This window comes from Bradyrhizobium sp. 26S5, assembly GCF_036923295.1.
GTDB classification, from domain to species: Bacteria; Pseudomonadota; Alphaproteobacteria; order Rhizobiales; family Xanthobacteraceae; genus Bradyrhizobium; species Bradyrhizobium septentrionale.
Genome location: NZ_CP145948.1, coordinates 153,374 through 177,394, shown reverse-complemented (window position 1 = coordinate 177,394; position 24,021 = coordinate 153,374). Strand labels below are relative to the sequence as shown.

The window sequence follows — 24,021 nt, the reverse complement described above, 5'->3', positions numbered from 1 at the left end:
CCCGGCGGATTTGTCATGAGATCGGTGCTTTCGGCAACATTGATGGTCGCAGGCGTGATGGTCGCAGGCGTGGGCGCGGCGCAGGCCCAGCTGACACCGCCGTCAACCGCCGGGACGAAGCCGAAGACCGTGACAACCGTGCCGGTTCGCCCCGCGCTGCAGAAGCCGGAGGATACCGCCAACGCAATGGCGCAGGCGGAGCGGCTGGCGCTGCAATCGGACCTCGCCTGGGTCGGCGAATATAACGGCGCGATATCAGGCGACGTCAGCGAGCGCATGGTCAATGCGATCAAGGAATTCCAAAAGAAGCAGGGCGGCAAGCCGACCGGCGTGCTGAACCCGCAGGAGCGCGGCGCGCTCGCCGACACCGCGCGGCGGAAGCAGGAGAGCGTCGGCTGGAGGATCGTCACCGAGCCCGCCACCGGGGCGCGGCTCGGCGTTCCCACCAAGCTGGTGCCGCAGCTCACCAGCGATGCCTCCGGTGCCAAATGGACCTCGCCGACCGGCACCATCCAGGTGCTGCTGACCCGGCGCAAGGAAGCCAACCCGGCCACCACCAAGCTTGCCGAACTGGAAAAGAAGGAGCCGGCCGGCCGCACCATCGACTACACCGTGGTGAAGCCGGACTTCTTCGTGCTGTCGGGCATGCAGGGGCTGAAGAAGTTTTATCTGCGTGGCACCTTCAAGGGCGACGAGGTCCGCATCCTCACCATCCTCTATGATCAGGCGACGCAAGCCACCGTCGAGCCGGTGGTGATTGCGATGTCGAGTGCTTTCAACGCATTTCCGTCAGGCGTGCAGGCCGGCCCGCCGCCGCGCAAGACCGTGGAGTATGGTACCGGCGTCGTGGTCAGCGACGACGGCGCTGTTGTCACCGACCGCGTGGCAACCGACGACTGCATCGCGCTGACGAGGCCGGGTTTCGGCAATGCCGATCGGGTCGCCGAGGACAAGGATCATGATCTCGCATTGCTGCGCATCTACGGCGCGCACGGGCTGAAGCCGCTCAACATCGCAGGCCAGGCGACGCAGACCGCCCTCGACATCACCGGCATCGCCGATCCGCAAAGCCAGGGAGGCGGCGCGGCGGCGAGCAGCGTCAAGGCCTCCGTCGCGCAACTCGGCGGCGGCGATGCCGCGCTGTCACCGCCGCCCGCGCTCGGGTTCTCCGGCGCGGCAGCGCTCGACGGCAGCGGCAAGTTTGCCGGCATCGCGGTGCTGAAGCCGGTCATCGTCGCGGGCCCGGCGAACGCGGCGCCGCCGGCGCAGGCAACATTGGTGCCGGCCGACACGGTGCGCAACTTCCTGAAGTCGCACGGCGTCAACGCGTCGGGCGAATCGGCGGACGCCAAGGCCGCCGTCGTCCGCGTGATCTGCGTCAGGAAGTAGGGCTCGGGTGTCCCGGACGCGGTGCAGCGTGCAACGCTGCTCCGCAGAGCCGGGACCCATTTCCGCAAATTGCGCGTCTAGAATTGGGCCCCGGCTCAGCGGCGCACCACTTCGTGCTGCGCCGCGTCCGGGGCACGAGAATCCCTCACTCCAACGCAAACCGCACCCCTGCGCGGGCGAGGCCGCCGGCGATGCCGACCGGGGTGCCATCGGCGCGCCAGCAGGCCGCGCCCGACATGGTGCCGTCAGCGTGGAACTGGATCGCGTTCATGCCGCCGGCCACCGTCGGCACCACCTGCACCCTGTGGCCTTTCGCTGACAGCGCGGCGCGGACGGTCTCCGGCACCGCTCGCTCGACTTCCAACGCATTGCCTTCGGTCCAGACCCGCGGCGCCTCGACCGCTTCCTGCAGGCTCATGCCGTGGTCGATCAGGTTGATCAGCGCCTGCATCGCGCTCGGGAAGATGCGCTTGCCGCCGGGCAGGCCGAGTGCGTAAGCGAGCTTGCGGTCGCGTAGCACCATCATCGGCGACATCGAAGTGGTGACGCGCTTGCCTGCGGCGAGTGACAGCGCGTGCCCCGGCCGCGGATCGAACAGGTTCATATAGTTGTTCGGCACGGTGCCGAGGCCCGGGATCAGGATCTTGGCCCCGAACAGATTGTTGATGGTCTGGGTGGTCGCGACCACATTGCCCATCGCATCGGCCGCGGTCATGTGCGTGGTGTGTGCGCTTTCGAGCTGCGTGACGCCGGCGCTCCAGGCCTGCGCGCGGTCGGGATCGATCGCGCGGCGGCGCTCCCCTGCATAGGCCTTCGAGGTCAGCCGCTCCACCGGGACGTTGATATAGGCGGGATCGCCGCTGGCGGCCGCGCGATCGGCAAAGGCGATCTTCAGCACCTCGGCGAGATAATGGATCGTCTCGGTCGTGCCGAAGCCGAGGCCTGCGATGTCGTAGCCTTCGAGGATGTTGAGCATCTGCGTGATGTGCACGCCGGACGCCGCGGGCGGCGGCGGACCAAGGATTTCCCAGCCGCGATAGTCGCAGCGGATCGGCTGGCGCTCGACAGTCTTGTAGGTTGCGAGATCCTCCTGCGCGATGAAGCCGCCGTGCTTCTTCATGTAGTCGACCAGGATGTCGCCGAGCGGCCCTGGTAGAGCGCGTTGTCGCCATGATCGGCGATGTATTTCAGCGTCTCGGCATACTCCGCCTGCACCACGCGCTCGCCCGGCTTCAGCGGCGCGCCGCCCGGCAGATAGATCGCGGAGATCGGCTTGTCCTTCAGCATCTCCGCGGCGCCGTCGGTGATGCATTCGTGCAGATAAGGCGTCGCCGCATAGCCGCGTTCGGCATGTTTGATCGCGGGCTGCATCACGTCGGCCAGGCTCATGGTGCCGAAGCGGCGCAGCGTTTCGCACCACGCCTTCAGCGAGCCCGGCACCGCCACCGCCTTCGGCCCGTTCAAATTCTCGTTGCCGACGGTGTCGAACACGTCATGCGCCGAACCGGGCTTCGAGGTGTAGGTATCCGGCTTCACCGCCTTCGGCACCGTGCTCTGGCCGTCGATGAAGCGATGGCTGCCGTCGGCGAGACGAATATGCGCCATGCCGCCGCCGATGATGCCGACCATCATCGGCTCGACCACGGTCAGCGTGAACAGCGTGGCAATCGCCGCATCGATCGCATTGCCGCCGGCCGCGAGCATCTCGGCACCCGCACTCGACGCCAGCGGATGATTGCTCACCACCATGCCGCGGCTGCCGTTGGCCGGCTGCTTCTGACATTGAAAACTCGTCGCGGCGCGATCGCGCCAGTTGCTGCCCATGATCCGTACTCCCATTGTTGTTATTTTTGACACTTCGGGCACCAGAACGTCGAACGGCCGTTCTGGGTGAAACGCTTGACGATGCCCTCGCAGCCCGAGGTGCGGCATGTCTCGCCTTCGCGGTCGTAGACCTGGAAGGAATGCTGGAAATAACCGAGATCGCCGTTGGTCAAGCGATGGTCGCTGATCGAGGAGCCGCCGGCCTTGATCGCCTGGTTGAGCACCGAATGGATCGCGCCGACCAGCCGTTTGGCGTGATCGGTGGGCTCGGCCTTCCTGGTGGCAAGCGTCGCGGCCAATCGCCGCGGCGACAGATGCGAGCGAAACAGCGCCTCGCAGACATAGATGTTGCCAAGTCCCGCCACCACGCGCTGATCGAGCAGCGCCGCCTTCAGGCTGGTCTTCTTGTTGTGGCAGGAGTGCGCCAGCATCGCCGCGTCGAATTCATTGCCGAGCGGTTCGGGCCCGAGCCCCTTCAGCAGCGGCTCATCCTCGATCGCGTTGCGGGCGATGATCTTCATGTAACCGAAGCGCCGCGGATCGTTGAAGATGATGGCTGCGCCCGACGACATATGGAACACGACATGATCGTGCGCGCGATCCTCGCTGCGCGGATGGTGGAATTGCCCCGGCGTCGCCGTGCCCTCATCCTTCAAGACGCGGAACGAGCCGGACATGCCCAGATGCATCAGCAGCACGTCGCCTGACGTGAGGTCCGCCATCAAATATTTGGCACGGCGGCCGAGCCCGGTGACGGTCTGGCCTTCGAGCCGGGCGATAAAGTCTTTTTGAAACGGAAACCGCAAATCCTTGCGGCGGGCCTCGGCTTTGAGGATCCGGGACCCCTCCATGGCCGGCTGCAGGCCGCGGCGGACGGTCTCGACTTCGGGTAATTCCGGCATGGCAGGCATTCACCTTTTGGAAGTGACGTGATAGCGCCATTGCGGCCGCCGCGCTATGGTCGAGCCGGAGCGTTTTCGAGCGGAGCCTGTCCCGCACTCGATGCGGGATTGGCACCGGTTCGCGTGAAGAAAACGCGACCCAAAATGGTAAGAGTATGAGTTGATGGATCGGCCGGATCAAACCACGCATTTTGGCTTCAGGGACGTGCCCCTGGGCGAGAAACAGACGCTGGTGAACGACGTGTTTCACAGCGTGGCACAGCGCTACGACCTGATGAACGATCTGATGTCGGTAGGCCTGCACCGGGCCTGGAAGGACATCATGATCACGGCGCTCGATCCGCCGAAGGGCGACCGGCCGTTCGCGCTTCTCGACGTCGCCGGCGGCACCGGCGACATCGCGTTTCGGGCCGCCAAGACCGCGGGCTCTGGCTTCCATGCCACGGTCTGCGACATCAATAGCGACATGCTCGCGGTCGGCCGCGAGCGCGCCGCCAAGCAGCATCTCGACGACCGCGTGTCGTTCGTCGAGGGCAATGCGGAGACGCTGGGCTTCGCCGACCGCGCCTTCGACGCCTACACCATCGCCTTCGGCATCCGCAACGTGCCGCAGATCGACCTTGCGCTGCGCGAGGCCTATCGGGTGCTCAAGCCCGGCAGCCGCTTCCTGTGCCTGGAATTCTCCACCGTCGACGTGCCCGGCCTCGACAAGATCTACGATCTGTTCTCCTTCAAGGTGATCCCGCCGCTCGGCCGCGCCGTCACCGGTGACGCCGAGTCCTATCAATATCTCGTCGAGTCGATCCGCAAATTCCCGCGGCCGAACGCGTTCGCCGAGATGATCGGCGCCGCCGGCTTTGCCCGCGTGAAGTGGCAGAGCCTCTCCGGCGGCATCGTGGCGCTGCATTCGGGCTGGCGTTTGTGATCTCTGCACTGACCCACATTGCGCGCCTCGCCCGCGCCGGTTTCGTGTTTGCACGCGAGGGCGTGTTCGGCGTCGTCGATCCGTCGCTGGTGCCGCCGCCCGGGCAGCTCGCGCTGAAGCTGGCGCGGCTGATCGAGCGTTCCGGCGCCAAATCCGGTCCGCGGCTGTCGCGCGCGCTGACTCGGCTTGGACCCGCCTATCTCAAGCTCGGGCAATTCCTCGCCACCCGTCCCGACGTGGTCGGCGTGACGATGGCGCGCGATCTCGAAAGCCTGCAGGACCGGCTGCCGCCATTCGCGCAGGCAGAGGCCGAAGCGGTGATCGCGCAATCGCTGGAGCGTCCGGTTTCGCAGGCCTTTGCTCATCTCGGCCCGGCGGTTGCTGCCGCCTCGATCGCGCAGGTCCATCACGGCGAGGTCGAGCGCGACGGCGTGCGCCACCAGGTTGCGGTCAAGGTGCTCCGGCCCAACGTCGCGGCGCGCTTCCGCCGTGACCTCAGCGACTTCTTCTTTGTCGCGTACAAGGCCGAGGCGCATTCCGCCGAAGCACGGCGGCTGCGGCTGATCGAGGTCATCAACACGATGTCGCGCTCGGTCGCGATGGAGATGGACCTGCGGCTCGAGGCGGCCGCGCTGTCCGAGATGGCCGAGAACACGCGCGACGATCCGGACTTTCGGGTGCCCACCGTGGACTGGGACCGCACCACCCATAACGTGCTGACGATGGAGTGGATCGACGGCATCGCGCTGAACGATCACGCCCGGCTGAAGCAGGCCGAGGTCGATCTGCCCGATCTCGGCCGCAAGGTGATCCAGAGCTTCCTGCGCCACGCGCTGCGCGACGGCTTCTTCCATGCCGACATGCATCCGGGCAACCTGTTCCTGGACGAGGCCGGCCGCCTGGTCGCGGTCGATTTCGGCATCATGGGGCGGCTCGGGCTGAAGGAGCGGCGTTTCCTTGCCGAAATCCTGCTCGGCTTCATCACCCGCGACTATCGGCGCGTCGCCGAGGTGCATTTCGAGGCCGGCTATGTGCCGAGCCACCATTCGGTGGAGAATTTCGCGCAAGCCATCCGCGCGATCGGCGAGCCGATCCACAATCGCACCGCCGAGGAAATCTCGATGGCGAAGCTGCTGACGCTTCTGCTCGAGGTCACCGGCCTGTTCGACATGCAGACGCGGCCCGAGCTGATCCTGCTGCAGAAGACCATGGTGGTGGTCGAGGGCGTGGCGCGCGGTTTCGACCCGAAGCTCGACATCTGGAAGGTCGCCGATCCCGTCGTGCGCGAATGGATCACGCACAATCTCGGCCCGGCCGGACGCATCCAGGGGGCGATATCGGGCGCGGGCGAGCTCGGCCGCATCGTCGCCAACCTGCCGACAATCGCCAACCGCGCCATGACCGTGCTCGAGCAGCTCGAGACCATGACCCGGGAGGGCCACATGCTGTCGTCGGATACCATCGACGAAATGGCCCGCGCCGAGGCCCGCAAGGCGCGGCTGCAGACCGTCAGCCTTTGGGTCATGGCCGTCGCCCTGATCGGAATCTTCTTCGCCATCCGCGGGCACTGATTGCAATGCATGCACTGTGTGATAGCATCGCTATCATTGTTTGCATGATCGCTTCGGAAAACCGCTTCACACTTTTCCGGATCATGCCTGAGGGCATGCCATGGCCAGCCTGACCATCCGCAAACTCGACGACACCCTGAAGGCCTATCTGCGGCTGCGCTCCGCCAAAAACGGCCGCTCGGTCGAGGAGGAAATCCGGGTCATCCTCCGCGAGCTCGCTGAAGGCGGCACGGAGCCCGTACAGACGCCCGGCGCGGGTTCCACGGCAGTCACAGCCCCCGTTCCACGCCCCACCAGCGCAGCCGGCGAGCCCCGTGTCACCCTGATCATCGGCGGCGGGATTGCCGCCTACAAGGCGCTGGATCTGATCCGGCGGCTCAACGAGCGGCACATCCAGGTCCGCTGCGTGCTGACCAGGGCGGCCCAGCAATTCGTCACCCCGCTCGCCGCCAGCGCGCTGTCGCATGAGCGCGTCTACACCGACCTGTTCGACGCCGAGAGCGAGTTCGACGCCGGCCATATCCGCCTGGCGCGGGATTGCGATCTGATCGTCGTGGCGCCGGCGACCGCCGACCTGATGGCCAAGATGGCGCAGGGCCTTGCCGACGATCTCGCCACCGCCACGCTTCTTGCGGCCAACCGGCCGATCCTGCTGGCGCCGGCGATGAACCCGCTGATGTGGAACAACCCGGCCACCCGCCGCAACGTGCTGCAGCTCCGCCGCGACGGCGTCCACACCGTCGGTCCCAATGCGGGCGAGATGGCGGAGGCGGGCGAGGCCGGCGTCGGGCGGATGGCCGAGCCGACCGAGATCGCCGCCGCCGCCGACCGTATGCTGCGGCCGCCGCAGCCGCGTCCGCTCGCCGGCAAGCGCGTGCTGATCACGGCCGGCCCGACCCATGAGGCGATCGATCCGGTCCGCTATATCGCCAACCGTTCGTCCGGCAAGCAGGGCTTTGCCATTGCGGCCGCCGCGCGCGCCGCCGGCGCCGAGGTCGTGCTGGTGACCGGCCCGGTCGATCTCGGCGATCCGCAAGGCATCTCGGTGATGCGCGTGGAGTCCGCGCGCGACATGCTGCACCGGGTCGAGGCGGCGTTGCCGGTCGACGTCGCGATCTTCGCTGCCGCGGTCGCCGACTGGCGGGTCGCCAATGAAGGCAGCCAGAAACTGAAAAAGACCTCGGCCGGCATGCCGCCGCTGCAGCTGGTCGAGAACCCCGACATCCTCGCGACAATCTCCAAGTTGAAGGAGAAGCGGCCGCCGCTGGTGATCGGCTTTGCCGCCGAGACCGAGCATCTGATCGAGAACGCCAAGGCGAAGTTCGCGCGCAAGGGCTGTGACTGGATCGTCGCCAATGACGTCTCGCCGGCGACCGGCGTGATGGGCGGCGACCGCAACACCGTTCATTTGCTCTCGCGCGAGGGCAAGGACGTCACCGTCGACTCCTGGCCTGTTATGACCAAGGAGGAAGTCGCGACCGCGCTGGTGTCGCGCATCGCAAGAGCCGTAGGAACCGCATCGTGAGCGCCACCATCAAGGTTGAAGTCCACCAATTGCCGCACGGCGCAGACCTTCTGCTGCCGATCTATCAGACCACTGAGGCCGCCGGGCTCGACCTGCTGGCCGCGGTGCCGCGGTCGGCGCCGCTGATTCTGCTGCCGGGACGCTACGAGATGGTTCCGACCGGGCTGACGATTGCGCTGCCACCGGGCTACGAGGCGCAGGTGCGGCCGCGTTCCGGCCTGGCCGCCAAATACGGCGTCACCGTGCTGAACTCGCCCGGCACGATCGACGCCGACTATCGCGGCGAGATCAACGTGCTCCTGATCAATCACGGCCACGAGCCGTTTTCGATCCGGCGTGGCGAGCGCATCGCGCAGATGGTGATCGCGCCGGTCACCCGGGCCGAACTGGTTCCGGTCGACGTGCTGACGTCAACCGAACGCGGCAGCGGCGGCTTCGGATCGACCGGACGCTAACGCGAGCGGAGAAGTGTGCGGACTACTCCGAAAGATCACGCTGCTCGCACGCGCCTCCGCACGAATACGGAGTCAATTCGCGTAAAATCCACACCGCCCGCGTGCATTTTTTCACAGCGGATTCTGCGTTCACGGTCTGGACTCTTACTCGCTGAGTCCCGTTAGGACTATTCTGGTTTGATTCGAGCACGACGGGGGGTCTTCGTCGGGCTATCTGGGTCCTGCTTGGGCATGATCCCCGGACGAACGTTATACGTTTGCCGTGAGGGAACACCGGTCTCCTCTTTTCCGGATCATGCCTGGGGTTTGCGCGTTCTGGGGCAACATATGTCGGGCGTAGTCGCGGCAATGCGTCGAACCCTGCTGTCATGCACCTCACTGGCGCGCGACGGCATGCTTGGGCTCGCCATCACCGCACTGCTGCCGGCCCGCACGTCGTTTGCCGCCGAGAGCCTGGTGGCCCAGGCGATGTCGGATCATTTCGGCTTCAATCATCAGGAGGTCGCGGTCCTCGCGACGTCGTTTGCGCTGGTCGGCTTTTCCGCCGTCGCCGCGATCCTCTTGATGCGCACCCGCCTGCGCGCGACGAGGAACGAGGAGCAGCTGCAGTCCGAGATTTCGGACCTGCAGGCGCAGTCGGACCGGCTGCGCGCGCTGCTTTTCGTCGAGCCGCAGGTCCTGATCTCGTGGGCCGCCGGCGACAACCGGCCGCAGATCTCGGGCGATACCTCGCTGGTGATGTCGCAGGAAGGCTCGCCGCAGCGCGTCCTCACCTTCGGAACCTGGTTGCCGCCCGAGCCGGCGCTGCAGATGGATCACGCGGTCGATGCGCTGCGCGAAAAGGGCGAGGCGTTCCTGCTCAACCTCTCGACGTCAGCCGGCCGCGCCATCGAGGCGATGGGCCGCGCGATCGGAGGCCAGGCCATTGTGCGGATCCGCGAGCTCGGCGGCCTGCGCCGCGACCTCGCCGAATCCAACCTGCGCTACAAGACGCTGCAGGAGGAGACCGAGCTGCTGCGCGATTTCGCCGCCGCTGCGCCGTGGCCGATCTGGGCCAAGAGCCTCGAGGGCAATCTGCGCTATGCCAACGCGGCCTATGTCCGCGCCACCGAGGGCAAGAGCGTGTCCGATGCGCTGCAGCGCAATCTCGAGCTGCTCGAAAGCGACCAGCGCACCGAACTGACCCGCGCGCTGAACGACAACGCCAATTATGCCGCACGGCTGCCGATCGTGGTCAGCGGCGAGCGGCGGATCTACGACGTGCAGGCGCTCAAGCTCTCCGGCGGCAGCGCCGGGATCGCGATCGACGCCAGCGAGGCCGCGGCGCTGCGCGCGGCGATCGCGCGCATGGTCGAAGCGCACCGGCGTACCCTCGACCAATTGTCCTCGGGCGTCGCGGTGTTCGATGCCGACCGGCGGCTCACCTTCTACAACGAGTCCTACCGCCGGCTGTGGGGCCTCGACCAGGCCTTCCTCGACAGCAACCCGGACGATTCCAGCGTGCTCGACCGGCTGCGCGCCAACCGCAAGCTGCCGGAGCAGCCGGATTTCCGCGCCTGGAAGGCCAAGCTGCACGAGGCCTATCGCGCGGTCGAATCCGAGACCTACACCTGGTTCCTGCCCGACGGCCGCGCCATCAGCGTCGTCACCACGCCGAACCTCGAGGGCGGCGTCACCTATCTGTTCGACAACGTCACCGAGAGCCTCGACCTCGCGCGCCGCTATGACCGCCTGACGCGGGTGCAGCGCGAAACCCTCGACAATCTCGGCGAAGCGGTCGCGGTGTTCGGCAGCAACGGCCGGGCCGAGCTGTTCAACCCGCCCTTCGCCAAGATGTGGAAGCTGCCGGCGGACGCGCTGCAGGGCGAGCCGCATATCGAAGCGGTGGAAGCGCTGTGCAGGCCGCTGTTCGACGATGCCCTGACCTGGCGGACGCTGCGCGAGCAGATCACCGCGATCGAGAACCGCGCCCAGGTCGCGCTGAAGCTGGAGCGCAAGGACGGCAGCGTGCTGAATTGCATGACCATCCCGCTGCCCGACGGCAAGACGCTGCTCGCCTTCCAGGACATCACCGACACCGAGAATGTCGAGCGCGCGCTGCGCGAGCGCAACGAGGCGCTGGAAACCGCCGACCAGATGAAGGTGGATTTCGTCCACCACGTCTCCTACGAGCTGCGCGCGCCGCTCACCACCATCATCGGCTTCGCGCATTTCCTCAGCGATCCCTCGACCGGGCCGCTGACGCCGAAGCAGGCCGAGTATCTCGACTACGTCACCAAATCGACCAACGCGCTGCTGGCGCTGACCAACAACATCCTCGATCTCGCCACCATCGACGCCGGCGCGATGAAGCTCGAGCTCGGTCCGGTCAATATCGGCCAGACGATCGAGGCCGCCGCCGAAGGCATCCAGGACCGGCTAGCGACCGACCGCATCACGCTGAAGGTCGATATCGCGCCCGACATCGGCGCCTTCGTCGGCGACGAGCGGCGCGTGGTGCAGGTGCTCTACAATCTGCTCGCCAACGCCGTCGGCTTCTCGCCGCATGACGCCACCGTCACGATCAGCGCACACCGCACCGAGCACAGCGTGGTGTTCGCGGTGACCGACGCCGGTCCCGGCATTCCGGCCGAGATGCGCGACAAGGTGTTCAACTGGTTCGAGAGCCATTCGCACGGCTCGCGGCATCGCGGCGCGGGACTTGGCCTGTCGCTGGTGCGCTCCTTCGTCGAACTGCACGGCGGACGGGTGCGGGTCGATTCGACCGTCGGTCGAGGCACGACCGTGACCTGCGACTTCCCGATCGACCAGACCGCCCATCGCAACGCCGCAGAATGACGGCGACCTCGACATTCTCGGTGGCGCTCGCGAACGAAACCGCGACGTCAGAGCTGATGGCCGATCTCGCGCTCCTGATCGGCGCCGGCGACGTCATCACGCTGTCGGGCGACCTTGGCGCCGGCAAGACCGCGGCCGCCCGCGCGCTGATCCGCTACCTCGCCACCGACGACACGCTGGAAGTGCCGAGCCCGACCTTCACGCTGGCGCAGAGCTACGAGCTGCCGTCGTTTCCGCTGGTCCATGCCGACCTCTACCGCATCAACGACGCGAGCGAGCTCGAGGAGATCGGGCTGTCGCCGCTGCCCGACGACATCGTGGCGCTGATCGAGTGGCCGGAACGCGCGCCCGGCGCGATGCCCGCCGATCGCATCGACATTGCATTCACGCACCGGCCGGCGCTCGGATCGGCGGCACGCGCGGCCGAGATCACCGGCCATGGCAAGGGCGCGGCAAAGGTCGCGCGGCTCAACGAGCTGCGCCAGTTCCTCGATCGCGCGGGCTTCCTCAATGCCCGGCGCGAGCGCATGCCGGGCGATGCCTCGACGCGCTCTTACGCGCGGCTGCGCGCCGACGACGGCACCGTGATCCTAATGAACTCGCCGCGCCGCCCCGACGGTCCGGCGATCTACAATGGCCGGCCGTATAGCGCGGCGGTGCATCTCGCCGAGGACGTCAGGCCGTTCGTCGCGATCGGAAACGGCCTGCGCAAGCATGGTTTCTCCGCGCCCGCGATCCGGCATACCGACCTCGAATCCGGCTTCCTCATCACCGAGGATCTCGGCGCCGAAGGCGTGATCGAGGGCGACCCGCCGCAGCCGATCACCGAGCGCTACGAGGCCGCCGTCGACATGCTGGCGGCGCTGCACCGCGAGGTGCTGCCCGACACGCTGCCGCTGACATCAGACGAGAGCTACGACATCCCGGTGTTCGATATCGACGCCTGGCTGATCGAGATCGGGCTGATGCTGGAATGGTACCTGCCCGACCGCGGGGTGCAGCCGAGCGAGGAGCTCCGCGCCGATTTTCTCGGGATGTGGCGGGGACTGCTGGAGAAGCCCGCCGCAGCGCCGCAGACCTGGGTGATCCGCGACTTCCATTCGCCGAATATCATCTGGCTTGCCGAGCGCACTGGCATCCTCCGGGTCGGAATCATTGACTTCCAAGATGCGCTGCTCGGCCCGGCGGCGTATGACGTGGTGTCGCTGCTGCAGGATGCGCGGATCGACGTGCCCGAACAGCTCGAGCTGTCGCTCTTGACCCGCTACATCAAGGCGCGGCGCGCGACCGACGAAAACTTCGATCCGGCCGCCTTTGCCGAGCTCTATGCGATCATGTCGGCGCAGCGCAACACCCGCCTGCTCGGCACCTTCGCGCGGCTCAACCGCCGCGATGGCAAGCCGCAATATCTGAAGCACCAGCCGCGGATCTGGACCTATCTCGAGCGGTCGCTGGCCCACCCTGCGCTGACCAGCTTCCGCATCTGGTACACGGCCAACGTCCCTCCTCCAGTACCGTAGTTTACGGGTTATTAGCCTCAGGTCCCCTAAGGTTGCCGAGGCCGCACCTCATCCATGGCGGGGCCGGATTGGGAGCGGGACCACACGATGGCGACGGAACGACGCAGGGGCGATCGTGTCACGTTTGAGCGCGGCATCGCCGCGCACATGATGGGCATTGACGGCACCTGGCGGCGCGACTGCACCATGGAAGACGTGTCCGAGACGGGTGCCAAGCTCACCGTCGAGGGCTCGGTCGAGGGCCTGAACCTGAAGGAGTTTTTTCTGCTGCTGTCGTCCACAGGATTGGCCTATCGCCGCTGCGAGCTGGCATGGGTCAATGGCGACCAGATCGGCGTCAACTTCCTCAAACAAGGCGACAAGAAGAAGAAAACTGCCAGACGCGGTGCGCAGGCTGCCGACGTCTAGAGCATGATCCGGAAAAGTGGAGACGGTTTTCCGGCAAGATCATGCTCCTACAAGGGGGCCACTGTTGCCGTCTTACGGCCGTCATGTCCGGTGACTATGGCGTCTGATCGATGTGCTTGCCGAATCGCCGTGATATGATCGGCGCTAGAGATGATGACCGAGAATATACGGAAGATGCCCGTCACCCCCCACAAGGCCATGGTGCTCGCTGCGGGCCTCGGCGTGCGCATGCGCCCGCTGACCAACACGATGCCGAAGCCGCTGGTCAGCGTCGCCGGCCAGCCGCTGCTCGACCATGTGCTCGACAAGCTCGCCGGCGCCGGCGTCAGCGAAGCCGTCGTGAACGTGCATTATCTGCCCGACCAGATCATCGAGCACGTCAAGACCCGCAGCCGCCCGCGCGTGATCATCTCCGATGAGCGCGACCAGGTGCTCGGCACCGGCGGCGCGGTGGTGAAGGCGCTGCCGCTGCTCGGCGATGCGCCGTTCTTCCATCTCAATGCCGACACGATGTGGATCGACGGCGTGCGCTCCAATCTGGCGCGGCTGGCGGAAGCTTTCGATCCGGCGCGGATGGATATCCTGCTGCTGATGGCGCCGACCGCCTCCAGCATCGGCTATAGCGGCCGCGGCGACTATTCGATGCTGCCGGATGGCGCGCTGCGCAAGCGGCGCGAGCACCAGGTGGTGCCGTTCGTCTATGCCGGCGCCGCGATCATGCAGCCTTCGCTGTTCGCCAACGCCCCGGCCGGCGAGTTCTCGCTGACCAAGGTGTTCGACCGTGTCAACGAGCAGGAACGGCTGTTCGGCCTGCGCCTCGACGGCGTCTGGATGCATGTCGGGACCCCCGATGCGATCCAGGCCGCTGAAGACGCTTTCCTGGAAAGCGTCGCGTAAACGACGCCGCCGTCAGTCATCGGCATCGATCGCGAGCACCGCAAAACTCGCCAGCCAATGTTCGCCCATATAGTCGCTGGCGATATGCGGCAGGCCGGCGTCGAGATGGCGCCGCGCGGCATCCTGCAGGATCGGACGACGCGCATCGGCCTCCGGCAACGCGCCGGCCAGCGCCCGCCAGCACCATGCGCGGCTGAGATTGAGCCCATCGAGATGCGCGAGCTTGCCGTCGGTGCGATCGGTGACCGTGACGGGCCGGAATAAGGTTGCCGGCTCGTGTTGCAGGAGGCGCGGCAGGAAGCGGTCGAACCAGGGCAGGAAATCGCCCGGCGGCAGCAGCCGGCGCATGCATTCGGCTTCGATCAGCGCGGAAGACTGGAAGTCGTCGCCGCTCGGCTCGCCCCAGGCGGGACAATCCTGATCGGCGCCGTACCAGCGCAGCGCCGTCTCGCGTAGCAGCGCGCCGAACGCATCATCCTGTGTCGCGCTGGCGTAGTCGGCGGCCATGCGAAGTCCGAACGCGGTGTTGAAATGCGTACCGACCCGCACCGGATACGTCGAGAGCGGCAAGAAATCGCGGAAGCGCTGCGCGAAAATCGCGGCAAGCGGCGCGATCTGCTCGCGCCACCTGATGTCCTCGAGCGATGAGAGTTCTGCTGCGAGTTTTAACAGCCAGCCCCAGCCATAGGGCCGCTTGAAGCCGCGCGCGGTCGGGGCCGCGAGATAGGCGCATTCGGCCGCGATCTTTTCGACTACGAACTGCGCGTCGAACAAGGCGCGAATATCATCAGCAACTTCGAATGCCGGATATCGTCGCAACAGCCGCGCGAGCATCCAGTAGCTGTGGACGCAGGAATGCCAGTCGTAGCTGCCGAAGAACACCGGATGCAGCTCGCGCGGCGTGCGCGCATCCTGCGGCCCGGCCAGCACATGATCCGGCTTGTTCGGATATTCGCGGCCGACATGGCCTAGCGCGATGCGGGCGAAACGGACGGCAAGATCTTCGGTCAGGATCGTTTCGCTCATGGTGAGGCATTCTCCTTTCGCTCGCGCCGGACGAGCATCTCGATCAGGCGCGGCGTCATATAGATCGGAAACTGTGTGGCCGCGAAGAACAACGCCGGCATCGGCGACACCGCCGCGCCCATCGCCGACCAGACCAGTCCGACATTGCGGTTGCCAAGAACGAGGCCGCTGGTCAGCCGCGCGGCCAGATTGCCCGGCGTGAGCAGCGCGCCAAGCGCTTGCAGGGCGAGATTGCAGGCGAAGGCAAGGCCGACGCAGGTGAGCGCGGCGAGCGGCTGCGCCTCGATCTGCGCACGTACCCCGGCCATGGTGGCAATCGCGAACAGCAGCAGCGAGGCGAGCACGGCGGCATCGACGGTGCGCGCATGCTGCACCAACAGCGCGCCGGCCTGATGGCGAAGCAGCAGCGCCAGCGCGCCGGCGCCACCGACCAGCAGCGCCAATCGTGTGGCGAGCGCCAGCGGATCGAGCGCGAGATCAGTAAATCCCGCAGCAATCAACGGCACCGTGACCGGCGCCAGCGCCATCGACAGCAGCGTCACCGCAAGCGGAACGGTCGCGTCGAAGCCGAGCATGCGCGCGACCGCCGCCGTGCCGCTCGACGGCGGAGCGCACACCGACAGCACCAGCGCAACGATCAGCTCCGTCCGAAGTCCGGCGCCGCGCGCCGCGAAACCGACCGCAAGCGGACAGGCCAGCATCGCGAGCGCCGGCAACAGCAGCCAGACCAGCGGGCGCCGCAGCGCGCGCCGGAACGCCGCGCCGTCGACCTGGAGAAAGGTGCCGAGCACCAGGACGAAGATCGCCGCCGCCATCAGCGGGCGCACGCCGGCCGCCAAGGCAGGGAAAACCAGCCCGGCCAGGACACCGATGATCAGCAATGTCGGCCCGCGCGGCACGAGTTTCGCCAATGATCGCCCCAATCCCTTCCGCCTCATCGTCATGTCTGGACGACAATAGGCCCGGCCAGATCATTGTTGAAATCGATTGTTGTTATAAGCATTATTGTTTTCATGAATTTAACCGCCGTCGATCTCAACCTGCTGGTCGCCTTCGAGGCGCTGATGGAGGAGCGCCACGTCACCCGCGCGGCTGAGCGCATTGGGCTGGCCCAGCCGTCGATGAGCAGCGCGTTGCGGCGGCTGCGGGCGCTGTTTGCGGATGAACTATTCCTGCGCGCCGGCGCGGGCATGCAGCCGACCGAAAAGGCGCTGGCGCTGGCCGGACCGATCGGCGAGGCGCTGCGGCAGGTCAGGAGCGCGCTGGCGCCCGATCTGGCCTTCGATCCGGCCACCGCGCGCAGGCGCATCACCATCGCCGCGACCGACTATGGCGATCTCGTTGTGGTGCCGGAACTGACGCGTTTGCTGCGCTTGGAAGCACCTCACATCGACCTCGCCGTGCGCCCGCTGACCGACGCGACGGCGGCCTTGGCGAAGCTCGAGCGTGGCGAACTCGATGCGCTGATCGGCGGCCACCTGCCGGACTCGCCGCGCTGTATCAGGCACCGGCTGTTCGAGGAGCGCTTCGTCTGCATCCGCGATGCGGTCCGCGCGGGCCGATCGGAGCGCCTGAGCCTGGACGATTATGCGACCCTGCCGCACGCGCTGTTCTCGGCGGCCGGCGGCGACGGCCTGCCGAGCGTGATCGACGCGCTGCTGGCGCGCCGCGGTTTGAAGCGGCGGGTGGCGGTGACGCTTGCGCATGTGGTGGCCGTTCCCTTCGCCGTGGCGGGCACCGATCTCATCGCCACGATGTCCGAGCGCGTCGCCCGGCGCTTCACGCATCTCGCCGATGTTGCCGTGGTCACGCCGCCGATCGACATCCCGGCCTTCGCAATCGACCTGATCCATACGACCCGCGCCGCCCAGGATCCGGCGCTGCGCTGGTTCCTGGATGCCGTCGATCGCAGCAGCAGCCGGCTGCGGTATTGAGCGGTGACGGCTGATCCACAGGGGTGGCTAACGATGGCCGCGGCTCCCTATATTGGCGCCTGACCCGAATCAGGCAGCCCATGCGCGTTTTCAGCGTTCCCGTCTCTGCGCCGTTCCTGCGCACCGTCATCTCGGCGCTGGTCGAGGGCCGGCTGGTCGCGGGATTTGACGCGCGCAATGACCCGGCGAAGCTCGCCAACGCCACGCTCTATCTGCCGACCCGCCGCGCCGGACGGCTGGCGCGCGAAATCTTCCTCGATGTGCTCAATTCCGACGCCGCGGTGCTGCCGCGCATCGTCGCGCTCGGCGAGATCGATGAGGACGAGCTCGCCTTCGCTGATCAAGGCGACGACGTCGGCGGCGCCGCGCCGCTGGAGATCCCGCCAAGGCTCGGCGAGCTCGAGCGCCGGCTGACATTGGCGCATCTGGTCGCGGCCTGGGCGAAGACGCCGGTGTCGGCGCCGCTGGTGGTCGGCGGTCCTGCCTCGACGCTGCAGCTCGCCGGCGACCTGGCGCGGCTGATGGACGACATGGTGACGCGCGGCGTCGACTGGCGCGAGCTCGACCGCCTGGTGCCGGACCAGCTCGACAAATACTGGCAGCATTCGCTCGACTTCCTGCGTATCGCGCGCGACGCCTGGCCGAACTACCTCAAGGAGATCGGCCGGATCGAGCCGGCGGCGCGCCGCGATCTGCTGATCGAGGCAGAAGCCGCGCGGCTCACCGTGCATCACGCCGGCCCGGTGATCGCGGCCGGTTCGACCGGCTCGATGCCGGCGACGGCAAAATTCCTCCACGCGGTGGCCAAGCTTCCGAACGGTGCGGTGGTGCTGCCCGGGCTCGACACCGATCTCGACGAGGAGTCCTGGGACACGATCGGCGGCGAGCGCAACGACGAAGGCCGGTTCACGACGCCGCCCTCGTCGAACCACCCGCAATTCGCGATGCACGCGCTGCTCGACCGCTTCGGCATCAAGCGCCGCGATGTCGAGAGCCTTGCTCAGCCTACGCCGCTCGGACGCGAGGTGCTGGTGTCAGAGACGATGCGCCCGTCGACGGCGACCGCGCAGTGGCACGACCGGCTGGAGCGGCCCGAGATCATCGCGCGGATTTCCGCCGGGATGACCAACCTCACCGTGGTCGAGGCGCCCAATCCGGAGATGGAAGCGCTGGCGATCGCGGTCGCGATGCGCGAGGCGCGGCATCTCGGCAAATCGGCCGCCCTGGTGACGCCGGATCGCGCGCTGGCACGGCGCGTGATGGCCTCGCTGACGCGCTGGAAGCTCGAATTCGACGATTCCGGCGGCGATGCGCTGATGGAAACGCCGGCCGGCGTGTTCGCCCGCCTCACCGCCGAGGCCGCGGCCAAGGGGCTGGAGCCGCCGACATTGCTCGCGCTGCTCAAGCATCCGCTGTTCCGGCTCGGCGGCGCTCATGGCGCGCTGAAGCGCGCGATCGAGGTGCTGGAGATCGCGCTGTTGCGCGGCACGCGGCCGCAAGCCGGGACCAGTGGACTGGCGCGCGACTTCGCGCGCTTCCGCGCCGAGCTCGTCAAGCTGCACGGCGGCGAGACCTCGTCGCTGCACAAGATGGAGCCCCGCGCGCGGTTGCGGGACCGCGACCTCGATCAGGCACAGGTCCTGATCGAGAAACTTCAGACCGCGCTGGCGCCGCTGGAAGGCATGGCGTCGGCAAAGCCCTATGATTTCGCCGAGCTGGCGTCGCGCCACCGCGAGGCGCTGATCGCGCTGTCAGCCGATCCAAACGGCGTCGCTGTCGTGTTCGAGGAGCGTGCCGGTGCGTCGCTGGCGTCCGCCTTCGACGAGCTGCTTGCCAAGCAGCAGCCGAGCGGGCTGATGACACCGCTCGCCGATTATCCCGAGGTGTTCCAGACCGCGTTCGCCGACCGCATGGTGCGGCGGCCGGAATCGGCGCGCGCGCAGCTCAACATCTACGGCCAGCTCGAGGCGCGTCTCACCGAGTCTGATCGCGTCATCCTCGGCGGCCTGGTCGAGGGCGTCTGGCCGCCGACGCCGCGGATTGATCCCTGGCTGAGCCGGCCGATGCGGCATGAGCTCGGGCTCGATCTCCCCGAGCGGCGCATCGGCCTCTCTGCGCACGACTTTGCCCAGCTGCTCGGCCATGACGAGGTGATCCTCACCCATGCCGCCAAGGTCGGCGGCGCGCCGGCGGTTGCTTCGCGCTTCCTGCATCGGCTCGAAGCTGTTGCAGGCGAAGCGCGCTGGAAGGCAGCGACCTCGGCCGGCGAAACCTACGTGCAATATGCGGCCGAGCTCGACCGGCCCGACAAGGTCGAGCCGATCCCGCAGCCGGAGCCGCGGCCACCACGCGAGGCGCGGCCGCTGAAAATGTCTGTTACCGCGATCGAGGACTGGCTGCGCGATCCCTACACGATCTATGCGCGTTTCATCTTGAAGCTCGATCCGCTCGACCCCGTCGACATGCCGCTGTCGGCCGCCGATCGCGGCTCGGCGATCCACGAGGCGCTCGGCGAGTTCACGCAGGTCTATGCCGACGCGCTGCCCCCCGACACCATGCGCACCCTGCGCGAGATCGGCGGCAAATATTTTGCGCCACTGATGGAGCGGCCCGAGGCGCGCGCGCTGTGGTGGCCGCGCTTTCAGCGCATCGCGGCCTGGTTTGCCGAATGGGAGCAGGCCCGGCGCGGTGGTATCGACGCCATCAAAGCCGAGATCCGCGGCGAGATCGGCATTCCCCTCGACGATGCCAGGACCTTCACCCTCTCAGCGCGCGCCGACCGCATCGAGCGGCGCGACGACGGCAGCTTTGCGATCCTCGACTACAAGACCGGCCAGCCGCCAACCGGCAAGCAGGTCCGCATGGGCCTGTCGCCGCAGCTCACGCTGGAAGCCGCGATCCTGCGCGAGGGCGGCTTTGCCGAGATCCCGGCCGACTCCTCGGTCGGCGACCTCGTCTATGTCAGGCTGAGCGGCAACAACCCGCCGGGCGAGCAGCGTTCGCTGGAGCTGAAGATCAAGACCAACGACACACCGCAACCGCCCGATGAAGCCGCCGACAGCGCGCGGCACAAGCTGGAAGCCTTGATCCGCGCGTTTGACGACGAGCAGCAGGCCTACACCTCGCTAAATCTCTCGATGTGGGCGAACCGCTACGGCGCCTATGACGATCTCGCGCGCATCAAGGAATGGTCCGCGGCCGGCGGCCTGGGGATCGAGGAATGGTGAAGGCGCCCCGTCCCATTCCGCCCGCGGTGCGCGACGCACAGGCGCGCGCGTCCGATCCGAAGGCGTCGACCTTCGTGTCGGCCAACGCCGGCTCGGGCAAGACGCATGTGCTGGTCCAGCGCGTGATCCGCCTGCTGCTGTCGGGCGTGCCGCCGGAAAAGATCCTCTGCATCACCTTCACCAAGGCCGCCGCGGCCAATATGGCCGAGCGCGTGTTCACGACGCTCGGGCATTGGGTGACGCTCGACGACGCCGCGCTCGACACCGCGATCCGCGAGGCCGGCATCGCGCATCCCGGCGCCACGCTGCGGCGCGAGGCGCGTAAGCTTTTCGCTTGCGCGCTGGAGACGCCTGGCGGGTTGAAGGTGCAGACCATCCACGCGCTGTGCACCCGCCTGCTGCAGCAGTTTCCGTTCGAGGCCAACGTGCCGGCGCGCTTTGCCGTGCTCGACGACCGCGACCAGAACGAGATGATGGAACGCGCCAATCTGGCGGTGTTCCTGGAGGCCTCGCGCAATCCGGACAGCGCGATCGGCCGCGCACTGATGACGGCGATGGCCAGCGCGGCCGACGTCACCTTCAAGGATGTGGTCCGCGAGGCCTGCCTCAGCCGCGACCACTTCATGGCCTGGACCGATGCCGCCGGCAGCGCCGCGGCCGCCGCCGCGCAGATGTCGGCGGCGCTCGGCGTCTCCGCCGCCGATCGCATCGAGGATGTCGAGCGCGCGATCGTCGACGGACCGAACCTGCCGCGGTCGAGCTGGCGGGAGATGGCGACGCTCCTCGACACCAGCAGCAAGGCTGATCAGAAGCAGGCCGAGCGGCTGCGGAGCGCGCTGAATTTCACCGGTGCAGCCCAGGTCGACGAATATCTCGGCGTCTTCCTGACCGATGACCGCGCGCCGCGCGCGTCTGTCATCACCAATAACTTCATCAAGAAGAATGCTGTCGCGGGCCACCGGTTCGAGGCGGAGGTCGACCGTCTCGGTCCGCTGATCGAGCGCCGCCGCGCCGTGGTCGCGCGCGACCGCACCGAGGCGCTGATCCACATCGCGACCTCAGCCGCCGCGCATTACCGACGCGAGAAGCTGGAACGCGGCCTGCTCGACTATGACGATCTGATCGACAAGACGCTGGCGATGCTCGACCGCGTCTCCTCGGGCTGGGTGCATTACAAGCTCGACCGCGGCGTCGATCACGTGCTGATCGACGAGGCGCAGGACACCAGCCCCCGGCAATGGGACATCGTCGCGCACATCATCTCGGAATTCACCTCCGGCGCCGGCGCGCGCGACGGCCTCGTGCGCACCGTGTTCGCGGTCGGCGACGAGAAGCAGTCGATCTTCTCGTTCCAGGGCGCTGCGCCGCGCGAATTCGACCTGCGGCGGCGCGAGCTGAAGCGGCGGTTCGAGGAGGCCGGGCTGAAATTCGATCCGGTGTCGTTCACCTATTCGTTCCGCTCCGGACCGGTGATCCTGCATTCGGTCGACCATGTGTTTCGCGAGCAGGAGATCTTCCGCAGCATTCATGCGGTCGAGAACGGCTATCCGATCCACAATGCGATGGCCGACGCCGGTCCCAGCCTGATCGAGCTCTGGGATCTCGCTGTTGCCGATGACCGCCAGGACATCGAGGGTTGGCGTGCGCCGTTCGACGGCGTCTCGGTGACGAGCCCCGAGGTGAAGCTTGCGCGGCGCATCCAGGCCGAGATCAAGCGTCTGGTCACCAGCGGCACCATGACCGGCAGCGAAGGCGGGCGGCGGCCGTTGCGCTATGGCGACATGCTGATCCTGGTGCGGCGGCGCGGCAACGCCTTCGACGCGGTGATCCAGGCGCTGAAGCACGCCAACATCCCGGTCGCCGGCGCCGACCGGCTGAAGCTGACCGAGCACATCGCGATCATCGACCTGATGAACCTCGCCGACGCGCTGCTGCTGCCGCAGGACGATCTCGCGCTCGCGGTGGCGCTGAAGAGCCCGCTGTTCGGCGTCGATGACGACGACCTGTTCAAGCTGGCGTACCAGCGCCGCGGCTCGCTGCGCGAGGCGCTGGCCGCGCAAGCCCCGGCCGACGAGCGATTGTCGTCCGCACTGCGCCGCCTCGAACAATGCGAGCGCCGCTTCACTCAGGAGACACCGTTCGCGTTCTACGCTTGGCTGCTCGGCGGCGGTGGCGGGCGGGCGCGCATCCTGCGCCGGCTCGGCCACGAGGCCAATGACGCGCTCGACGAATTCCTCGAACTCGCGCTGAGCTATGAGCGCAAGGCGCCGGCCTCGCTGCAAGGCTTCATCGCCTGGCTGCGCGCCGCCGACACCGAGGTGAAGCGCGACATGGAGATTTCGCGCGACGAGGTCCGCGTCATGACCGTGCACGGCGCCAAGGGCCTCGAAGCTTCGGTGGTGTTCCTGGTCGACACCACGACCTCGCCGTCGGACACGCAGCGGCTGCGGCTGATCCATCTGCCGCAGGGCAATGCCGCGCCGAATGCGCCCGGCGTCGTGGTGTGGGCCGGCAAAAAGGCCGAGGATCCCCCCAACGTCGCCGACGCGCGCAAGGCGATGCTCGGCGACACCGAGGACGAATATCGCCGCCTGCTCTATGTCGCGATGACACGTGCGGCCGACCGGCTGATCGTCGGCGGCTGCATGCCGGGCAACACGAACACGGTGCGGAAATCCTCCTGGTACGATCTGATCACCAAGGGGCTCGCCAATGCCGGGCTCAAGCTCGAGGAGATCGAGACGCCGGCCGGCAAGGTGATGCGCTATTCGCGGCCCGATGACGTCGCCGATGTCACGGGCGCTGCCGCGTCAACGGCCGCGGCGCCGGTCGCGCTGCCGTCCTGGCTGCGGACTGCGGCCGCACCTGAAGCCTCCGCCGCAGGCGTGCTGCGCCCGTCCGATCCGGCTGATGACGACAGCCATCCGATTCGAACCGGCGAATCGGTGCTGCTGCGCGCCCGCGCCCTGCAGCGCGGCACGCTGGTGCATCGCTTGCTGCAGTCGCTGCCCGACGTTGCCAGCGAGCGACGGCGCACGGCCGCGCTCGGCTATCTCGCGCGCAATGCCGATGGCTGGAGCGAGGCGGAGCAAGCCGCACTTGCCGAGCAGGTGCTCGGCCTGATCGCCGATCCGCGCTTTGCCGCCGTGTTCGCGCCCGGCAGCCGTGCGGAGGTCTCGATCGTCGGGCGGCTGGAGCGGCCCGGCCAGCCGAAGGCGCTGGTTTCGGGCCAGATCGACCGGCTGGTGGTGACGCCAAATGATGTCCTCATCGTCGATTTCAAGACCAACCACGCCCCGCCGAAGACCGCCGCCGAGGCCCCGCGGGGCTATATCCGGCAGCTCGCGCTCTACCGCGCAGTCCTCGCCAGGCTTTATCCCCAGCTGCCCATAAGGGCGGCGCTGCTTTGGACCGAAACACCTGAAATCATGGAGATTTCCGCCCCCGCGCTGGACGCCGGGCTGGCATAAGATCATGTCGGCGTGACCGAGCTTGACCCGGCAAGGGGGCGTTCATAGCTTTGCCCCATGCTCCCGGGCGCGATTCTCAACCGCCCTTTGTCTCAACCGAACGAGGTATT

General features: G+C 67.3%; 15 protein-coding genes and 1 pseudogene. 12 read left to right on the top strand and 4 right to left on the bottom strand.

Features of this window, described 5'->3' with window-relative positions; genetic code table 11:
• The first annotated feature begins 15 nt into the window (after positions 1-15).
• The gene (locus tag V5279_RS00825; protein WP_338694271.1) at positions 16-1,389 is read left to right on the top strand and encodes a serine protease; all 1,374 of its coding nucleotides are present in this window, start codon (positions 16-18) and stop codon (positions 1,387-1,389) included.
• A 145-nt stretch (positions 1,390-1,534) separates the two neighbouring features.
• Here the strand turns inward: V5279_RS00825 and ggt are convergent.
• Together ggt and mutM are read right to left on the bottom strand one after the other, a co-directional pair.
• Positions 1,535-3,213 (bottom strand): annotated as a pseudogene (gene ggt / locus V5279_RS00820) (gamma-glutamyltransferase).
• Between the two features lie 20 nt (positions 3,214-3,233).
• Complete coding sequence (gene mutM / locus V5279_RS00815; protein ID WP_338694269.1) at positions 3,234-4,115, bottom strand: bifunctional DNA-formamidopyrimidine glycosylase/DNA-(apurinic or apyrimidinic site) lyase; 882 nt, start codon at positions 4,113-4,115, stop codon at positions 3,234-3,236.
• 163 nt (positions 4,116-4,278) lie between these two features.
• On the opposite strand from mutM, the gene ubiE reads away from it, so the two are divergent.
• The 8 genes from ubiE to V5279_RS00775 all read left to right on the top strand — a co-directional run bounded on the left by ubiE (position 4,279) and on the right by V5279_RS00775 (position 14,254).
• Positions 4,279-5,040, top strand: a complete 762-nt coding sequence (ubiE, locus tag V5279_RS00810; protein ID WP_338694267.1) for a bifunctional demethylmenaquinone methyltransferase/2-methoxy-6-polyprenyl-1,4-benzoquinol methylase UbiE — start codon at positions 4,279-4,281, stop codon at positions 5,038-5,040.
• On the top strand, positions 5,037-6,611 hold the full coding sequence (ubiB, locus tag V5279_RS00805; protein ID WP_338694265.1) for a 2-polyprenylphenol 6-hydroxylase: 1,575 nt from the start codon (positions 5,037-5,039) through the stop codon (positions 6,609-6,611). The genes ubiE and ubiB overlap by 4 nt, the downstream gene beginning before the upstream one ends.
• Before the next feature lie 100 nt (positions 6,612-6,711).
• Positions 6,712-8,136: a bifunctional phosphopantothenoylcysteine decarboxylase/phosphopantothenate--cysteine ligase CoaBC gene (gene coaBC, locus V5279_RS00800; RefSeq protein ID WP_338694263.1), complete on the top strand. Its 1,425-nt coding sequence runs from the start codon at positions 6,712-6,714 to the stop codon at positions 8,134-8,136.
• The gene (gene dut / locus V5279_RS00795; protein WP_166300031.1) at positions 8,133-8,591 is read left to right on the top strand and encodes a dUTP diphosphatase; all 459 of its coding nucleotides are present in this window, start codon (positions 8,133-8,135) and stop codon (positions 8,589-8,591) included. The genes coaBC and dut overlap by 4 nt, the downstream gene beginning before the upstream one ends.
• Positions 8,592-8,918: 327 nt before the next feature.
• A complete protein-coding gene (locus tag V5279_RS00790) occupies positions 8,919-11,429 on the top strand; it encodes a sensor histidine kinase (protein WP_338694258.1) in 2,511 nt (836 codons plus the stop codon).
• Positions 11,426-12,949, top strand: a complete 1,524-nt coding sequence (gene tsaE / locus V5279_RS00785) for a tRNA (adenosine(37)-N6)-threonylcarbamoyltransferase complex ATPase subunit type 1 TsaE (RefSeq protein ID WP_338694256.1) — start codon at positions 11,426-11,428, stop codon at positions 12,947-12,949. The genes V5279_RS00790 and tsaE overlap by 4 nt, the downstream gene beginning before the upstream one ends.
• 87 nt (positions 12,950-13,036) lie before the next feature.
• A complete protein-coding gene (locus V5279_RS00780) occupies positions 13,037-13,357 on the top strand; it encodes a PilZ domain-containing protein (RefSeq protein ID WP_029082463.1) in 321 nt (106 codons plus the stop codon).
• A gap of 174 nt (positions 13,358-13,531) precedes the next feature.
• The gene (locus V5279_RS00775; RefSeq protein ID WP_338694254.1) at positions 13,532-14,254 is read left to right on the top strand and encodes a nucleotidyltransferase family protein; all 723 of its coding nucleotides are present in this window, start codon (positions 13,532-13,534) and stop codon (positions 14,252-14,254) included.
• 12 nt (positions 14,255-14,266) lie between these two features.
• Here V5279_RS00775 and V5279_RS00770 read toward each other — a convergent pair whose 3' ends face one another.
• Both V5279_RS00770 and V5279_RS00765 read right to left on the bottom strand, forming a co-directional pair.
• A complete protein-coding gene (locus V5279_RS00770; protein WP_338694252.1) occupies positions 14,267-15,280 on the bottom strand; it encodes a DUF2891 domain-containing protein in 1,014 nt (337 codons plus the stop codon).
• Positions 15,277-16,191, bottom strand: a complete 915-nt coding sequence (locus V5279_RS00765; RefSeq protein ID WP_338694250.1) for a hypothetical protein — start codon at positions 16,189-16,191, stop codon at positions 15,277-15,279. The genes V5279_RS00770 and V5279_RS00765 overlap by 4 nt, the downstream gene beginning before the upstream one ends.
• A 102-nt stretch (positions 16,192-16,293) precedes the next feature.
• On the opposite strand from V5279_RS00765, the gene V5279_RS00760 reads away from it, so the two are divergent.
• From V5279_RS00760 to addA, 3 genes are all read left to right on the top strand, one after another.
• The gene (locus V5279_RS00760) at positions 16,294-17,214 is read left to right on the top strand and encodes a LysR family transcriptional regulator (RefSeq protein WP_338694248.1); all 921 of its coding nucleotides are present in this window, start codon (positions 16,294-16,296) and stop codon (positions 17,212-17,214) included.
• An 80-nt stretch (positions 17,215-17,294) separates the two neighbouring features.
• The gene (gene addB, locus V5279_RS00755; RefSeq protein WP_338694246.1) at positions 17,295-20,441 is read left to right on the top strand and encodes a double-strand break repair protein AddB; all 3,147 of its coding nucleotides are present in this window, start codon (positions 17,295-17,297) and stop codon (positions 20,439-20,441) included.
• Entirely contained in the window at positions 20,435-23,911 is a 3,477-nt protein-coding gene (gene addA / locus V5279_RS00750) for a double-strand break repair helicase AddA (RefSeq protein ID WP_338694244.1), read from the top strand. The genes addB and addA overlap by 7 nt, the downstream gene beginning before the upstream one ends.
• The last annotated feature ends 110 nt before the right edge of the window (positions 23,912-24,021 follow it).

What these genes read in the sequence shown, in the direction of transcription:
- V5279_RS00775 (WP_338694254.1), top strand. Translation starts at nt 13,532, where the DNA reads ATGCCCGTCACCCCCCACAAGGCCATGGTGCTCGCTGCGGGCCTCGGC.
- coaBC (WP_338694263.1), top strand. Translation starts at nt 6,712, where the DNA reads ATGGCCAGCCTGACCATCCGCAAACTCGACGACACCCTGAAGGCCTAT.
- V5279_RS00780 (WP_029082463.1), top strand. Translation starts at nt 13,037, where the DNA reads ATGGCGACGGAACGACGCAGGGGCGATCGTGTCACGTTTGAGCGCGGC.
- V5279_RS00760 (WP_338694248.1), top strand. Translation starts at nt 16,294, where the DNA reads ATGAATTTAACCGCCGTCGATCTCAACCTGCTGGTCGCCTTCGAGGCG.
- ubiE (WP_338694267.1), top strand. Translation starts at nt 4,279, where the DNA reads ATGGATCGGCCGGATCAAACCACGCATTTTGGCTTCAGGGACGTGCCC.
- addB (WP_338694246.1), top strand. Translation starts at nt 17,295, where the DNA reads ATGCGCGTTTTCAGCGTTCCCGTCTCTGCGCCGTTCCTGCGCACCGTC.
- V5279_RS00790 (WP_338694258.1), top strand. Translation starts at nt 8,919, where the DNA reads ATGTCGGGCGTAGTCGCGGCAATGCGTCGAACCCTGCTGTCATGCACC.
- V5279_RS00825 (WP_338694271.1), top strand. Translation starts at nt 16, where the DNA reads ATGAGATCGGTGCTTTCGGCAACATTGATGGTCGCAGGCGTGATGGTC.
- tsaE (WP_338694256.1), top strand. Translation starts at nt 11,426, where the DNA reads ATGACGGCGACCTCGACATTCTCGGTGGCGCTCGCGAACGAAACCGCG.
- mutM (WP_338694269.1), bottom strand. Translation starts at nt 4,115, where the DNA reads ATGCCGGAATTACCCGAAGTCGAGACCGTCCGCCGCGGCCTGCAGCCG.
- addA (WP_338694244.1), top strand. Translation starts at nt 20,435, where the DNA reads ATGGTGAAGGCGCCCCGTCCCATTCCGCCCGCGGTGCGCGACGCACAG.
- V5279_RS00770 (WP_338694252.1), bottom strand. Translation starts at nt 15,280, where the DNA reads ATGAGCGAAACGATCCTGACCGAAGATCTTGCCGTCCGTTTCGCCCGC.